Source organism: Kitasatospora sp. NPDC032121 (genome assembly GCF_055580145.1).
Genome location: NZ_JBVILX010000005.1, coordinates 123,085 through 137,765, shown reverse-complemented (window position 1 = coordinate 137,765; position 14,681 = coordinate 123,085). Strand labels below are relative to the sequence as shown.

Below are 14,681 nucleotides of genomic sequence, written 5' to 3'. Positions count from 1 at the left end.
CGAATTCGGATCATGGATCGCCACCCATTCGCACGACGTTCCGAAGGAGTGCGTCCTTGAGCGCCACCCAGGCACAGGGCGACCCCACCTCACCGCCAACGGCCATCCCCGCGGGGACGGTCAGGGCCAGGAGGCCCGGTTCGGCCCTGGTCAGGCTGCTGACCACCACCGACCACAAGACGATCGGCACCATGTACCTGGTGTCATCGTTCGCGTTCTTCCTGATCGGCGGCATCCTCGCCCTGGTCATGCGCGCCGAACTCGCACGGCCCGGAACGCAGATCCTCTCCAACGAGCAGTTCAACCAGGCGTTCACCATGCACGGCTCGGTGATGCTGCTGCTGTTCGCCATGCCGCTGTTCACCGGCTTCGCCAACTGGATCATGCCGCTCCAGATCGGCGCCCCGGACGTCGCCTTCCCGCGGCTGAACATGCTGTCGTACTGGCTGTTCATGTTCGGCTCGCTGATCGCCGCGGCCGGCTTCGCGACCCCGCAGGGCGCCGCCGACTTCGGCTGGTTCCTTTACGCGCCGCTGTCCGACGCGATCCACTCGCCCGGCGTCGGCGCCGACATGTGGATCATGGGCGTGACGCTGTCCGGCTTCGGCAGCATCTTCGGCGCCGTCAACTTCATCACCACCATCATCTGCATGCGCGCTCCCGGAATGACCATGTTCCGGATGTCCATCTTCTGCTGGAACGTGCTGCTCACCTCGGTGCTGGTGCTGCTGGTCTTCCCGGTGCTGGCCGCCGCGCTGCTGGCGCTGGAGTGCGACCGCAAGTTCGGCTCCCACGTCTTCGACCCGGCCAACGGCGGGGCGATGCTCTGGCAGCACCTGTTCTGGTTCTTCGGGCATCCCGAGGTGTACATCCTGGCGCTGCCGTTCTTCGGGATCGTCTCCGAGGTCATCCCGGTGTTCAGCCGCAAGCCGATGTTCGGCTACGCCGGCCTGATCGCCGCGACGGTGGCCATCGCGGGCCTGTCGGTGACGGTGTGGGCGCACCACATGTACGTCACCGGACAGGTCCTGCTGCCGTTCTTCTCCTTCATGACCTTCCTGATCGCCGTCCCGACCGGGGTGAAGTTCTTCAACTGGGTCGGCACCATGTGGAAGGGCTCACTGAGCTTCGAGACCCCGATGCTCTGGACGGTCGGCTTCCTGGTCACCTTCCTGTTCGGCGGCCTGACCGGCGTGCTGCTCGCGGCCCCGCCGATCGACTTCCACGTCTCCGACTCGTACTTCGTGGTCGCGCACTTCCACTACACGCTGTTCGGCACCGTGGTCTACGCGATGTTCGCGGGCTTCCACTTCTGGTGGCCGAAGATGACCGGCAAGAAGCTCGACGAGCGGCTCGGCCGGATCACCTTCTGGACGCTGACCGTCGGCTTCAACGCCACCTTCCTGGTCCAGCACTGGCTGGGCGTGGAGGGCATGCCGCGCCGCTACGCCGACTACCTGGCCTCGGACGGCTTCACCACCCTGAACACCGTCTCGACCATCGGCTCGTTCCTGCTCGGCCTGTCGATCCTGCCGTTCCTCTACAACGTCTGGAAGACCGCCAAGTACGGCGAGAAGGTCACCGAGGACGACCCGTGGGGCTGGGGCCGCTCGCTGGAGTGGGCCACCTCCTGCCCGCCGCCGCGGCACAACTTCGTCAAGCTGCCGCGGATCCGCTCCGAATCCCCGGCCTTCGACCTCCACCACCCGGACATCGCGGCCCGGGACATCCTGGAGAACAGCGGCAAGCCCGCCAAGCACCTGGGTGACGTGGAGCCGGCGAAGTACGACCGGCCGCTGAGCCGGGCGGACCGGGCGGCGGCCGCCGTCGCCACCAAGGACCGGGTCACCGGGCCCACCGATTCACCCTCCTCGGGCGGCTGATCCCGCTCCCCGAACGCCGTCCCCGCCCGCGTCGCTGCCCCCGGGCGGGCGGGGACGGCTCCTCCGCTCCTGATCTCTCCCCTCTCCTCACCCCTTCGTGACCAGGAAGGCCGGGTCGTGAACCACAACGTTCTCGCCATCGGCACAGCCGCCCTCACCGCGAGCGGCTGTGTCTGGTACCTGCCCGCCATCGCCGACCTCCAGGCCGGCGCCGACCGGCCCCGCTCCACCCGCACCGCCGCCGCGGCGTGCGTGCTGTGGTGGGCCGGGCTCGCGCTCGCGGGCGGGCTGCTGCTCGTCCTCACGGACTGGCGGCCCGCCGCACAGGTCGCGCTCGCCGGACTGGTCGGCGGCACGGCGCTGCGGCTGCGGGCCCTGTGGGACCGCCGCCGGGAGGTGCGCGAGACGGCGGCCCGCTGGGCCGCCCTGGACGCCGGGCCCGCCCCGCGCTCCAACCGCCCGCCGGCGCTGGCCCTGGCCGGGTGGCTGGTGGTCGGTACGGCCGTCGCCCTGCTCGGGGCGGTGGCCATCCTGCTGTCCGGCGGCGGCGAGGTCGTGCCCAGGGTGGCGCTCGCGGCGGTCAGCGGCGCGGGCGTCGCGCTCGCCTTCCTGCTGATGGGCCTGGGGAACGTCCGGCGGCAGGGGCGCTGAGACGCGCCCGCCGGCCGGGCCCTGTGTCCCGGTCGCAATGGGGCCCTTGGGCCCTGGGCCGGCGGCCGGCCGTGCGGGATGATGCCCTGGGCCCCGCTGGGAGTGTGCGGGGGTGACGAAGGTGGAGCCGCGTGATGGCGACCAAGACGGAGGGTGCCGAGGCCTCGGCGCCGGTCCGGGTGTTCCTGCTGGACGACCACGAGGTGGTCCGCCGCGGGGTGCACGACCTGCTGGACGGCGAGCCGGACCTGGAGGTGGTCGGGGAGGCGGCGACGGCCGAGCAGGCGCTCGTCCGGGTGCCCGCGCTGCGGCCCGACGTGGCCGTGCTGGACGTCCGGCTGGGCGACGGCGACGGCGTCTCGGTCTGCCGTGAGCTGCGCTCGCGGATGCCCGGCCTCGCCTGCCTGATGCTGACCTCCTTCGACGACGAGGAGGCGCTGCTGGACGCCGTGATGGCGGGTGCCGCCGGGTACGTGCTCAAGCAGATCAGCGGGACCGACCTGGTCGCCGCCGTCCGCACCGTCGCCTCCGGGCGCTCGATGCTGGACCCCGGCGCCGCGACCCGCCTCCTCAACCGGCTGCGCAGCGACGCCGAGCCCGCCCAGCCGGTGACCACAGGACCCGGCCTGACCGCGCGCGAGCAGGAGGTCCTCGAACTCATCGGCGAGGGCCTGACCAACCGGCAGATCGGCGAGCGGCTCTACCTCGCCGAGAAGACCGTCAAGAACCACGTCTCGCGGCTGCTCGCCAAGCTCGGCGTCGAGCGGCGGGTGCAGGCCGCCCTGATCGCCACCGAGCTGCGCCAGGCCGCCGCCCCGCAGCCGTCCGCGCTGCGCTCCGGCCGGTACTGACCCGGCCGGTCGCGGCCGTTCGCGGCTGCCCGGGCCCGTCGGGGCCCGTCCGGTTCCGTTCGGGGCCGAACGGGCCTTCGGTCCCGGGGTCGGCGGTCCTCGGGGCGGGGCCCTCGCCGGGACCATCGGCCCTCGCGACCGGGCCCGGGCCCGGGCGAGCATCGCTCGCATGAACCGCGACCACGTCCCGTCCCCCCGGCCCGTCCCGTCCCCCCGGCCCACCCCGTACGACCTTCCCGAACTCCGCGAACTCGACCGCAGGCGCTCGCTGGAGCTGCTGGCCAGGGCCGACGTCGGCCGGGTGGTCTACACCGTCGACGCCCTCCCGGCCGTCCTGCCGGTGCCTTTCCGGCTCGGCCCCGGCGGCGTGCTGCTCTCGGCGCCGGCCGGTTCCGAACTGGCCCGGGCCGTCGACGGCGCGGTGATCGCCTTCGAGGTCGACGAGGTGGACGGCCGGGACGGCACCGGCTGGTTCGTCACCGTCCTCGGCCGCGCCCAGGTCCGCCCGGCCACCAGGAGCACCGACCCGGGCGACACCGTACGGATCCGGATCCGCCCGGAACTGGTCATCGGCCGCTGCCTGGCCTGAGCCCCGCCGGCGCCCCCCTGCGGCCCCGGCAACTCCTCAGTGGGGCTCCTCAGCGGAGCAGGGGAGTTCGGGGTCCGCCGCAAGGGTCCGGGCCGGGGCGGTCGGGTGGGCGCCCTCGACCGACACGGCGAACTCCCGGGCGCGGGACCGCCGTTCCTCCTCCGCCGGAGCCGGGCGGCGTCCGGCGAGGAGCCCCGGCACCCGCCCGGGGCCGATGGGGCGCTCGAACCTAAAATCACGTCATGACTGAATCCGCCGTGACCGGTTCCCCCGACGACCTGCGCTCCTTCGACAGCGGCCACGGCCGCCTCGCCTACCTCGACGCCGGTACGGGCGAACCTCTGGTGCTGCTGCACGGCGGCCTGCTGGACCACCGGAGCTGGGCGGACCAGCTCCCCGCCCTGCTGCCCGAGTACCGGGTGATCGCACCGGACACCCGCGGCCACGGCGCCTCCGCCAACGCGAGCCGGCCGTTCCGCCCCGCCGACGACCTGGCCGACCTGCTGCGCCACCTCGGCCTCGGTCCCGTGGTCGTGGTCGGGCTCTCCATGGGCGGGACGATCGCCCTCGACCTGGCCCTCGAACACCCGGAGCTGGTCCGCGCGCTGGTGATCAGCGGCAACGGCACCGGCGAGTCCGAGTTCAAGGACCCGTGGCTCGGCGAACTCCGCGACGAGCAGAACGCCGCGCTGGCCGAGGGCGACGGCGAGCGCTGGCTCGACTCGTTCACCCGCCTCGCCTCCGGGCCGCACCGCCGCCTGGACGAGGTCGATCCCGAAGTGGTGCGCCGGCTCAAGGAGATGACCCGGAACACCGTCGCCAAGCACACCCCCGACGAGCCCCAGTACCTGGTGCCGGTGACGGACACCTGGAAGCGGCTGACCGGGATCACCGTCCCGCTGCTGGCGATCAACGGCGGCATCGACTCCGTGGACCACATCGGCCTGGCCGAGCGGGTCGTCCGCACCGTCGTCGACGGCCGCGCGGTGATCGTCGAGGACACCGGGCACTACCCGAACATGGAGCGGCCGGAGGAGTTCAACGCCCACCTGCTCGGCTTCCTGCGCGCCCTGCGGGGCTGACGGCCCGGGCCCGCCGACGGGCGGCCGGCACCCGGCGGTGGCCGGCCGGCCACCGTGGCCCCGGTAGCCCCGGTGGCCGGCCTCCGCGTCGGGAGGGGCCCTCAGGACCCGAGCGGGGCCTCCCACACCAGCCGGGTGCCGCCGCCCTCGGCCGGGTCGACGGTGAAGGAGCCGCCGACCCGGTCGGCGCGCTCGGCGAGGTTGCGCAGCCCGCTGCGCCGCCCGCCCTCGGGCACGCCGACACCGTCGTCCGTCACGGTCAGCACCACCCGCCCGGCCAGGGCGCGCAGCGTCACCTCGACCCGGGACGCCCGGGCGTGTCTGGCGGCGTTGCTGAGCGCCTCGGCGAGGACCGCGACCACGTGCCCGGCCAGCTCCTGCGGCACGTCGGTGTCCAGCAGGCCCTCCAGGCTCAGCCGGGGCGGGAACCCGAGCGTGCCCTGGGCCTCGGTGACCACCCGGGTGGCGCGGGCGCGCAGGCCGCGGTCCGGCTCGCTGTGGGCGCGCAGGCCGAAGATGGTCGAGCGGATGATCTTGATGGTCTCGTCCAGGTCGGCCACCGCCCGGGCCACCCGGTCCGCCGCGGCCTGGCTCTCGATCAGCCGGCCCGCGCTCTGCAGCGTCATCCCGGTCGCGAACAGCCGCTGGATCGCCAGGTCGTGCAGGTCCCGGGCGATCCGGTCCCGGTCCTCCAGCAGGTTCAACTGCTCGGCGTCACGCCGCCGTTCGGCCAGCTCCAGGGCCAGCGCGGCCTGGTCGGCGAAACCCAGCAGCGGGCCGGTCTCCTCCGGCCCGAAGGCCGGCTGCCCCTGCGCCCTGGCCAGCAGCAGCACGCCCCGCCCGTACCCGGCACCGGTGCCCAGCGGCACCGCCACCGCCGCGCCCAGCCCGTCGAAGCGGCCCGCCGGTCCGGCCTTGAACCGGGCGTCGCAGGCCAGCTCGTCACTGGTGGCCGGCGAGCCGGAGGCGTACGCGGCACCGGACAGCGTGCCGTCCACCGGCACCGTCACCCCCAGCCGCGCCGACGGCGTGCCGCCCAGCGCGACCTCCACCGTCAGCTCCTCGGCCCGCTCCTCCGGGCCGGCCAGCGCCACCGAGACGTCCGCCAGCTCGGCGCCCGAGATCTCCCGCGCCCGGCGGGCGATCAGCTCGACCACCTCCAGCCGCGGCGCCCCCGACAGCAGGCTGCGGGTGATCTCCGTGCTCGCCCGCAGCCAGCGCTGGCGCAGCTGCGCCTCCTCGTACAGCCGGGCGTTGTCGATCGCCACGCCGGCCGCGACCGCCAGGGTGGCGATCACCGCCTCGTCGTCCTCGTCGAAGTCCAGTCCGCCGCGCTTGTCGGTCAGGTAGAGGTTGCCGAACACCTCGCCGTGCACCCGCACCGGCACCCCCAGGAAGGTGTGCATCGGCGGGTGGTTCGCCGGGAAGCCGACCGAGGCCGGGTGCTCGGACAGCACCGGGCAGCGCAGCGGCTTCGGCTCGCGGATCAGCTCGCCCAGGATGCCGCGGCCCGACGGCGGCGGGCCGATCTCGGCGATCTCCTCCTCGGTCAGGCCCACCGTCAGGAACTGCGACAGGGTGTGCCCGTCCGGCCCGATCACCCCGAGCGCCGCGTACCGGGCGTCCACGAGGTCGGCCGCCGCCTCCACGATCCGGTGCAGCGCCTGTGCCAGGTCCAGCTCCCGCCCGACCGCCAGCACCGCCTCCAGCAGGCTGTGCACCCGGTTCTGGGTGCCGCGCGCCGCGTCGATCCGCCCCTGGAGCTCCTCCAGTAGCTCGTCCAGGCGCAGCCGTGGCATCCGCGCGCCGCCACCCGTCGCGCTGCCGTCCGCTCCGCCCACCGCTGTCCTCCTCGTCGTGCCGCCCTGACCGGCCCGTCCACCGTCCGGACGTGCCCCATCCGCCCTGCGGACGGCCGCTCCCACCGTCCGGCCCGGCTCGGGCGCCGTCCGACCAGCGGGAATGTCCATTACACGATAGACCGAACGGGGGACCCCACACCGGGCCGGGGAGGGATCCGGGCGGCCGGCGGGCCCGAGATGTCAGTGGCGTGTGCCAGCCTTCCGGTGGGCGCGGGACAGAACGGGACGGAACGGGACGGCGGCGAGGTGGTGATGACGCGGGGCGTAACGGGACGGCGGTGAGGTGGTGGCGACGCGGGACGGAACGGGACGGCGGTGAGGCGATGACGACGCGGCAGGACGCCGCGGGGAGGGGGCGGTGGGAGCCGGGCACCGGATGCCGTGTCATTGGTGGGGACGGCGGGGTCGGCCGTAGGCTCCGTCGGGCGGGGCCTTTCGTCCCGCCGCAGGGGGTCCTGCGGCCTCTGCCGCCGGTCCTGCGCCGCTGCCAGGGTGGGGGAGGAGCGGACGGGGCGTCAGAGCGCACCGCGGCCCGCACCGAACCGCCGAGCGTCGACAGCGTGTCGACAGTGTGGAGGAACTCTCATGACGTCAACCGTGCTGGCCGGGGTCGACGGCTCGCCGCAGAGCACCGCGGCCGCCCACTGGGCCGCCGCCGAGGCGGTGCGCCGCGGTGCCTCGCTGCGCCTGGTGCACGCCTGGCCGTGGCTGACCGACGGGGTGTCCTCCTTCGCCGAGCAGGACGACCTGCCCGCGGCCGTCCGCCGCACCCTCGCCGAGGCCGCCGAGGACGTCCGCCGCCTGCACCCGGACCTGACGGTGGAGACCGACGCCGTCCTGGACGCGCCGGTGGACGGGTTGGTGGCCGCCGCCGCGGAGGCGGAGCTGCTGGTGCTCGGCTCGCGCGGCCGCGGCGGCTTCACCGGCCTGCTGCTCGGGTCGGTCAGCATGTCGGTGGCCGGCCGCAGCAGCGTGCCGCTGGTCGTGGTGCGCGAGGAGGGCGAGACCGGCGAGGGCGAGGTGGTGGTCGGCGTCGACGCCCACGCCCCCGAGACGGAGGTGCTCGACTTCGCCTTCCGTGAGGCGGCCCTGCGCGGCGCCCGGGTCCGGGCGGTGCACGGCTGGGACCTGCCGCCGGTGTTCGGCTACGCGGGCGGCGCCGTCCCGGCGGCCGAGCTCGCCCAGCTGGAGGCGCTGGAGGCCGAGCTGCTCTCGCTCGCCCTGGCCGGCCCGCGCGAGCAGCACCCGGAGGTCGAGGTGGTCGAGGACGTGCAGCTCGGCGCCGCCCGTGCCCTGGTCGAGGCCTCCGCCGGAGCCGCGCTGGTCGTCGTCGGCCGTGGCCGCCGCCCGATCGAGATCGGCCCCCGGCTGGGCCGGATCGCGCACGCCGTCCTGCACCACGCCGAGGCCCCCGTCGCGGTCGTTCCGCACGGGTGACGGAGCGGCCCGTCCGGTGGATCCACCCCCGTCCCTGATCCACCGGACGGGCCCGATGACGGGCCGAAGGACGGGCCCAAGGGCCCTGTCCTCGGGCACCACCGGGCGCGCACGCTCGGAAGCAGCGGGACCTCCTGGCGGGTGCGCGTGCCCGGAGGCGAAGCCGACGCCCCGCGGTTGAAGGAGTGGATCGCCATGACGCTCGACCCGGCTCTCACCCAGATGCTCAGCGCGGCCGACCTGCGCCTGCTCGCCGCCGCCGGCGGCGCGGCGCCGTCGCTGCACAACAGCCAGCCCTGGCGCTTCGTGCCGACCCCGGACGGGCGCGGGCTCGCCGTGTACGCCGACACCGCGCGCTCCGTACCGCTGGCCGACCCGGTCGGTGCCGCCGTGCACATCGCGGTCGGCGCGGCCCTGTTCAACCTGCGGGTGGCGGCCGGGCAGCTGGACCGGGAACCACTGACCCGGCTGCTGCCGGACGCCGCCGAGCCCGAACTGCTCGCCGTGCTGGACCTCTCCCGCCCGGCCGCCGAGCTCACGCCCTTCGGCCGGGACCTCTACCCCGCCATCGCCGCCCGGCACTCCAGCCGCGAGCCGTTCGCCCAGCGCGACGTGCCCGAGGCGGTGATCGGCGAGCTGATCGACGCCGCCCGCGAGGAGGGCGTCACGCTGGCCGCGCTGGAGGAGGAGGGCGCACGGCGGGTGCAGGCGCTCACCGCCGAGGCCGAGAGCCGCAACGCCACCGACCCGGCCCGTGCCGCCGAGTCCCGGGCCTGGCTGCGGTCCGACGACGGCACCGCCGAGGACGGCATCCCGCACGCCGCGCTCGGCCCGCAGGACCACGACGCCCGGGTGCCGATGCGCGAGTTCGGCGGCCGCCCGCCGGAGGCCCCCGCGCAGCCGTCCCGGCGCTTCGAGGCGCTGCCCCAGCTGTGCACCCTCACCACCCCCGGCGACGGCCCGCTGGACTGGCTGCGCACCGGGCAGGCGCTGGAGCGGGTCTGGCTGCTGGCCACGACGCACGGCGTCCGGCTCTCCATCTGGCACCAGGCGATCGAATGGCCGGACACCCGCTGGGCGCTGCGCGACCCGGACACCGGGCCGGGCCACGTCCAGCTGGTGCTGCGGGTCGGCTACGGCCCGTCCGGCGCGGCCACCCCGCGCCGGGCGGTCGAGGAGACGCTCGGGGAGCGGCCTTCCTGATCGCTGCCCCGAGTCGGTGGGAGTGGCCGGAGTCGACGGGAGTGGCCCGGGCCGGTGGGAGCGGCCCGGGCCGTCGCCGTCGCTCGTCGCCGTCGCGCAGCGCGGTCGCTCGCCGCCGTCGCTCAGCGCGGTCGCTCGGCCGCGGGCAGCACCCGGGCGCCGAGCCGCAGCGGCGGGCTGTGGCGGAAGGTGAGGGTGAACTCCACCCACTGGCCGGCCCGCAGCGGTGGCGGGTCGGCGATCATCAGGTCCGCGTCCTCCGGGGTCATCCGCAGCTCGCCGCGGCCCGGCACCGGCAGCGCCGACGCCGGCTCCCAGCGGCCCGCCGCCCCCTGGTGCAGATGCCGTTTCGGGGTGATCCGGCCGCCGAACTCCCAGCTGGCGCCGGTCAGTTCGTCGGGCACGTCGCCCGGGTTGCGGACCGTGAAGAAGGCCGCCGTGGCGGCGGACGCGCCCGCCGTCGGCAGCAGCACCCAGCCCGGCCCGGCCTCCACCGGGCGGGTGCGGCCGGCCCCGCCGACCGCCGTCCACCCGGTGAGCAGGACCAGCGCCAGTGCCGCCGCGCCGACCGGCGGGCCCGCCACCCTGAACCTCTCGGACACCCTCACCGGCGTCCCCCTCGGCTCCTGGCCCGCCCCGGCTCCCAGGTGCGCAGCCGCAGGCTGTTGCCCACCACGAGCAGCGAGCTGAGCGACATGGCGACCGCCGCCAGCATCGGGTTGAGCAGTCCGACGGCCGCCAGCGGGATCAGCACCAGGTTGTAGCCGAAGGCCCAGAGCAGGTTGGCCCGGATGGTCGCCAGGGTCTGCCGTGCCAGCCGTACGGCGTCCACCACCGCTTCGATGTCGCCGCGCACCAGGGTCAGCCCGGCCGCGCCGATCGCGGCGTCGCTGCCGGAGGCCAGCGCCACCCCGAGGTCCGCCGAGGCGAGGGCCACCGCGTCGTTGACGCCGTCGCCGACCACCGCCACCGTCCGTCCGGCGGCGCGCAGTTCGGCCACCACCTCGGCCTTGCGCTCGGGGGAGGCCGAGGCGTGCACCCGCTCGATGCCCAGCTCGGCGGCCACCGCCCGGGCTGCGCCCGGGCCGTCCCCGGTCAGCAGGACGGTCTCCAGGCCCAGCCCGCGCAGCCGGTGGAGCGCCCGCCAGCCGCCCGGGCGCAGCGTGTCGCCGACCGTCAGCACGGCCGCCGGCCGTCCGTCCAGCTCGACCACGACGGCCGTGCGGCCGGCCTTCCCGGCCCGCGCGGCCGCCTCGGCCAGGTCCGGCGGCAGGACGGTGTCGTCCGGCCGCACCACCCGTACGGCCCGGCCCTCGACCGTCCCGGACACCCCGAGCCCGGTGGCGGCCCGGAAGCCCTCCACCGCGGGCAGCGGCCCGCAGCGCTCCCGCGCCGCCTGCGTGACCGCCCGGCCGATCGGGTGCTCGGAGCGGTGCTCGACCGCGCCGGCCAGGCGCAGGGCCTCGTCCGGGGTGGGGCCGCCGGTGGTGGTGACCTCCGCCAGTTCCATCCGGCCGGTGGTCAGCGTGCCGGTCTTGTCCATCACCACCGTGTCCACCCGGCGCAGGCTCTCCAGCACCTCCGGGCCGCGCACCAGCACGCCCAGCTCCGCGCCCCGCCCCGTCGCCGCCAGCAGTGCCGTCGGCGTGGCCAGCCCCAGCGCGCACGGGCAGGCCACCACCAGCACCGCGACCGCCGCCGTCACCGCCGCCTGCGGGGCCGCGCCCGCGCCCAGCCAGAAGCCCAGCACGCTCGCCGCGACCGCCAGCACACAGGGCACGAACACCCCGGCCACCGCGTCCGCCAGCCGCTGCGCCCGCGCCTTGCCGGCCTGGGCCTCCGCCACCAGGGCGGTGATCCGGGCCAGCTGGGTGTCCGCGCCGACCGCCGTGGCCCGGACCACCAGCGCACCGCCGACGTTCACCGTCGCACCCGCCACCACGTCCCCGGGGCCGACCTCGACCGGCACGCTCTCCCCGGTCAGCAGACTCAGGTCGAGCGCCGAACCCCCTTCGACCACCACCCCGTCGGTGGCCACCCGCTCGCCCGGCCGCACCACGAACTCCTGCCCGGGCAGCAGCAGTTCGATCGGCACCAGGCGCTCCTCGCCGTCCGCCCCCCGCAGGCACACCTGCTTTGCGCCCAGCTCGGCCAGCGCCCGCAGCGCGGACCCGCTGCGCCGGCGCACCCGGCCCTCCAGCAGCCGCCCGGCCAGCACGAACAGCGGCACGCCGACCGCCGCCTCCAGGTACACGTGCGCGGTGCCGCCGCCGTCGGCGGTCAGCGAGAACGGCATCCGCATGTCCGGATCGCCGGCCCCGCCGAGGAACAGCGCGTACGCCGACCAGCCGAAGGAGGCCACCACGCCCAGGCTGACCAGGGTGTCCATGGTCGCCGCCGCGTGCCGCAGCCCCTGCCAGGCCCGGCGGTGGAAACCGGCCGACCCCCAGGTCACCACCGGGACGGCGAGCGCGAAGCAGACCCACTGCCAGGCGGTGAACTGCGCCGACGGCACCATCGACAGCACCAGCACCGGGACGGCCAGCAGGGCGGTGACCAGCAGCCCCCACCGGTCGTCCGGTTCCTCGGCCGCGACCCCGACCGGCGCCCCCGCGGGCAGCGGCTCGGCGGTGTAGCCCGCCCGCTCGACGGCCGCGACCAGCTCCGCGACCGGCACCCCGGCCGGATGCAGCACCCGGGCCCGCCCGGTCGCCAGGTTCACCCCGGCCGTCACGCCCTCGATCCGGGCCAGCCGCTTCTCGACCCGGCCCACGCAGGCGGCGCAGGTCATCCCGCCGACCGCCAGATCGGTGGCGACCACGGGCTCGGCGACGGCGCTCATCGCATCCCGCCCATGTCGTGCCCGCCCATCCCGGGCGAGGCGCCGCCCCCGCTGCTCGGCCGCAACCCGGGCGCCACGGGCCCGACCTGCCGTCCCACCCCGTAGGCCACCACGAACACCACCACCAGCAGCAGGACGAATCTCGCCAGCACACTCAACGGCCGGACACCCGGCGACTTCGCACTCACGCCCCAGCAGTCGGACGGGCACCGCGATCGGTTCCCGTACGGTCCGAAGTCGGAGGTGCGGAACCGCTCGCGGGGTGGCGCCCCGACAGGTGTCCTCCGGGCAGGCGTGTTCTGTCGGTGGGGTGTCGTAGGTTTGCTCCGTACGCCGAACACCAGGCGTACGACCGAGGGCACCGAAGGGGGAATCAGCGGTGAAGCGCATGAAGAAGCACGGCTTCGTGGCGGTGGCGGGGGCGTTGGGGGCGGTTCTCGCCGTCGCCGGGACGGCGGTGGCGGAGCCGGCCACGGGCGGGGCCGCGGCTCCCGTCAGGGCTCTGGGCCAGCCGGGGACGGGCGAGATCCTGCCGCACCCGGGGCCGGAGGCGCTGCTCTGGATACCGGACTGGATCGGCGACGGCGGCGCCGTGACGGCCTCGGTGAACCCGTCGTTGCCGTTCACGTTCACGCTCGGCTGTCGTGGCGGAGGCTCGGTGGACGTGCACATCGGCGGCGAGGCGCCGGCCGACTTCACGGTCCAGTGCCCGACGGACTCCACCGGCATCGGCTCGGTGGAGGTCCCCGCCCGCCCGGGCCGGGACCTGCTGTTCACCGCTCACACCTCGGACCCGTCCATCCACTGGGGCATGTACGCCGTCCAAGCCGACTGAGGTCCTACGGCCGCACGCTGCGCGGCCCGGTGACGTCGGCGCCCAACGCGCCGACCCGGGCGCGCAGTTCGCGGTCGGCGGTGGCCACCAGGCAGGCCCGCTCCGGGTGTTCGGTACGAGCCGCGCGGACCAGCTCCACGATCCGGTCGTCCCCGCTCCCGCTCGCCTCCACCACCCGCACCCCCGGCACCCCGGCGACGCCCCGGGCCGCGCCCTCCACCACCAGAACCACCTCCAGCGGTCCCGGCAGCTCCGGCACACCCCGCCCGGCGACGGCGACCAGCGCGTCCCGCAGCCGCTCTGCGGCGCCCCGCCGGTCCCGCCACCACCCGTCCGGCACCGATCCGACCACGTTCGCGCCGTCGACGACCAGCAGGGGGAGCGGCGCGGCCTCGTTCTCGTCCATGGCCGTCAGCCTGCCACCCCGGCCCGCGGGACTCCTCAGGGCGTGGCGGTCCAGCGGACCGGGTGGCCCGAGGAGTCGGTGGTGAGCCAGGAGCCGTCACCGAGCGGCAGGAGGTCGTACGGCTCCGCCGTGCGGGCGTCGAACTCGCCCCGGACCCGGCCGGACCGGGCGTCGACGAGGTAGTGCCCGAACCAGTCCTGCTCGTCCTCGGTCTCGCCGACGAGGGTGGCGACGAGGGTGTCCGGGGTCAGGTAGCCGCCGCTCCACTCCAGGCAGACGGCTTCCGGGTCGTGCCCGAAGTCCTCGGCCGTCAGGCTGAACGCCACCTCGCCTCCGGGGAAGGCGTGCACGGCGAGGTCGTTCTGCGCGTGGTCGACGGTCAGGAACCGGTGGCCGTCGGGCGAGAGGTCGATGAGGCACCGGTCGACCCAGGGGTAGCTGACGAGGTCGATCCGACCGTCGGCCAGCGACGCGTGGTGGACGACCGTGCCGTCCTGCCCCTCGCCCACGTTGAGGAAGATCCGCCCGCTCGCCGGGTGCGGCAGCTGGATGCCGCCGTGCCCGGCCGTCTCCAGGTCCGTCCGGGCGAGGACCTCCCCCGTCGAGGCGTCCACGGCGACCCACTGGTCCGGCCGGTCGCGGCCCGCCGGTACGTCGGGCCGGTAGACCCAGAGCACCCGTCCGTCCGGGGACAGCTCGCAGGCGGGCCGGTGGCCGTGGACGGGGTGCGCCTGCGGCTCGAACCGCGACCGCCAGACCTCGGCGCCGTCCGCCGTCGCCACGCAGACGGCGGCGTCGAGCGTCGTGTAGTAGGCGTGCCGGAGGTCGGCGGCGACGGTGTGGCCGACGACCTCGTCCCCGGCGGCCGGCCGGCAGGCCACGGCGGGCGACAGCACGCCCACGGCGTCGGGGGCGGGGGCGTAGGCGCAGACGAGTCCGTCGACGAGCCGGGTGGTGGGCCGAACGGGGCGGGGAGGGGAGGCCATCCCCGGAGGCTAGCGAACCCGGCCCCCGCCCGCCCGTCCGGGCCGGTCCCCGGG

The 14,681-nt window shown here is 75.5% G+C and carries 14 protein-coding genes; 8 read left to right on the top strand and 6 right to left on the bottom strand.

Annotated elements, in window-relative coordinates:
* Nucleotides 1-104 precede the first annotated feature (104 nt).
* The 5 genes from ctaD (at nt 105) to ACZ5OX_RS16710 (ending at nt 5,056) form a co-directional block, all read left to right on the top strand.
* The gene (gene ctaD, locus ACZ5OX_RS16730; RefSeq protein ID WP_449792518.1) at nt 105-1,883 is read left to right on the top strand and encodes an aa3-type cytochrome oxidase subunit I; all 1,779 of its coding nucleotides are present in this window, start codon (nt 105-107) and stop codon (nt 1,881-1,883) included.
* Between the two features lie 117 nt (nt 1,884-2,000).
* Nucleotides 2,001-2,534: a hypothetical protein gene (locus ACZ5OX_RS16725; protein WP_465630497.1), complete on the top strand. Its 534-nt coding sequence runs from the start codon at nt 2,001-2,003 to the stop codon at nt 2,532-2,534.
* A 134-nt stretch (nt 2,535-2,668) separates the two neighbouring features.
* On the top strand, nt 2,669-3,385 hold the full coding sequence (locus ACZ5OX_RS16720) for a response regulator (protein WP_449792508.1): 717 nt from the start codon (nt 2,669-2,671) through the stop codon (nt 3,383-3,385).
* Between the two features lie 169 nt (nt 3,386-3,554).
* Nucleotides 3,555-3,974: a pyridoxamine 5'-phosphate oxidase family protein gene (locus ACZ5OX_RS16715; RefSeq protein WP_465630496.1), complete on the top strand. Its 420-nt coding sequence runs from the start codon at nt 3,555-3,557 to the stop codon at nt 3,972-3,974.
* A 242-nt stretch (nt 3,975-4,216) separates the two neighbouring features.
* Entirely contained in the window at nt 4,217-5,056 is an 840-nt protein-coding gene (locus ACZ5OX_RS16710) for an alpha/beta fold hydrolase (RefSeq protein WP_465630495.1), read from the top strand.
* A 101-nt stretch (nt 5,057-5,157) separates the two neighbouring features.
* Here the strand turns inward: ACZ5OX_RS16710 and ACZ5OX_RS16705 are convergent, their stop codons facing one another.
* Nucleotides 5,158-6,855, bottom strand: a complete 1,698-nt coding sequence (locus ACZ5OX_RS16705; protein ID WP_449792519.1) for a sensor histidine kinase — start codon at nt 6,853-6,855, stop codon at nt 5,158-5,160.
* Nucleotides 6,856-7,503: 648 nt separating this feature from the next.
* On the opposite strand from ACZ5OX_RS16705, the gene ACZ5OX_RS16700 reads away from it, so the two are divergent.
* Complete coding sequence (locus ACZ5OX_RS16700; protein ID WP_465630494.1) at nt 7,504-8,355, top strand: universal stress protein; 852 nt, start codon at nt 7,504-7,506, stop codon at nt 8,353-8,355.
* Nucleotides 8,356-8,550: 195 nt separating this feature from the next.
* Nucleotides 8,551-9,558, top strand: coding sequence for an Acg family FMN-binding oxidoreductase (locus tag ACZ5OX_RS16695; protein WP_465630493.1), 1,008 nt, complete (start codon nt 8,551-8,553; stop codon nt 9,556-9,558).
* 122 nt (nt 9,559-9,680) lie between these two features.
* On the opposite strand, the gene ACZ5OX_RS16690 is transcribed toward ACZ5OX_RS16695, so the two are convergent.
* From ACZ5OX_RS16690 to ACZ5OX_RS16680, 3 genes are read right to left on the bottom strand one after another with little or no spacing between them, the layout of a single operon-like run.
* Nucleotides 9,681-10,160 carry a copper chaperone PCu(A)C gene (locus ACZ5OX_RS16690; RefSeq protein WP_465630492.1) on the bottom strand — a complete coding sequence of 160 codons (480 nt, stop codon included), beginning with the start codon at nt 10,158-10,160 and terminating at the stop codon, nt 9,681-9,683.
* 2 nt (nt 10,161-10,162) lie between these two features.
* Nucleotides 10,163-12,400: a heavy metal translocating P-type ATPase gene (locus ACZ5OX_RS16685; RefSeq protein WP_465630491.1), complete on the bottom strand. Its 2,238-nt coding sequence runs from the start codon at nt 12,398-12,400 to the stop codon at nt 10,163-10,165.
* Nucleotides 12,397-12,558 (bottom strand): hypothetical protein, encoded by a 162-nt coding sequence (locus tag ACZ5OX_RS16680; protein WP_465630490.1) that lies wholly within the window; start codon nt 12,556-12,558, stop codon nt 12,397-12,399. Before ACZ5OX_RS16680 ends, ACZ5OX_RS16685 begins: the two co-directional genes overlap by 4 nt.
* A 221-nt stretch (nt 12,559-12,779) precedes the next feature.
* Between ACZ5OX_RS16680 and ACZ5OX_RS16675 the strand changes: the two genes are divergently transcribed.
* Nucleotides 12,780-13,235, top strand: coding sequence for a hypothetical protein (locus ACZ5OX_RS16675; protein ID WP_465630489.1), 456 nt, complete (start codon nt 12,780-12,782; stop codon nt 13,233-13,235).
* A 4-nt stretch (nt 13,236-13,239) separates the two neighbouring features.
* Here ACZ5OX_RS16675 and ACZ5OX_RS16670 read toward each other — a convergent pair whose 3' ends face one another.
* Both ACZ5OX_RS16670 and ACZ5OX_RS16665 read right to left on the bottom strand, forming a co-directional pair.
* A complete protein-coding gene (locus tag ACZ5OX_RS16670; RefSeq protein WP_449792516.1) occupies nt 13,240-13,641 on the bottom strand; it encodes a PIN domain-containing protein in 402 nt (133 codons plus the stop codon).
* 35 nt (nt 13,642-13,676) lie between these two features.
* Nucleotides 13,677-14,627: a hypothetical protein gene (locus tag ACZ5OX_RS16665; RefSeq protein ID WP_465630488.1), complete on the bottom strand. Its 951-nt coding sequence runs from the start codon at nt 14,625-14,627 to the stop codon at nt 13,677-13,679.
* Between the last annotated feature and the right edge of the window lie 54 nt (nt 14,628-14,681).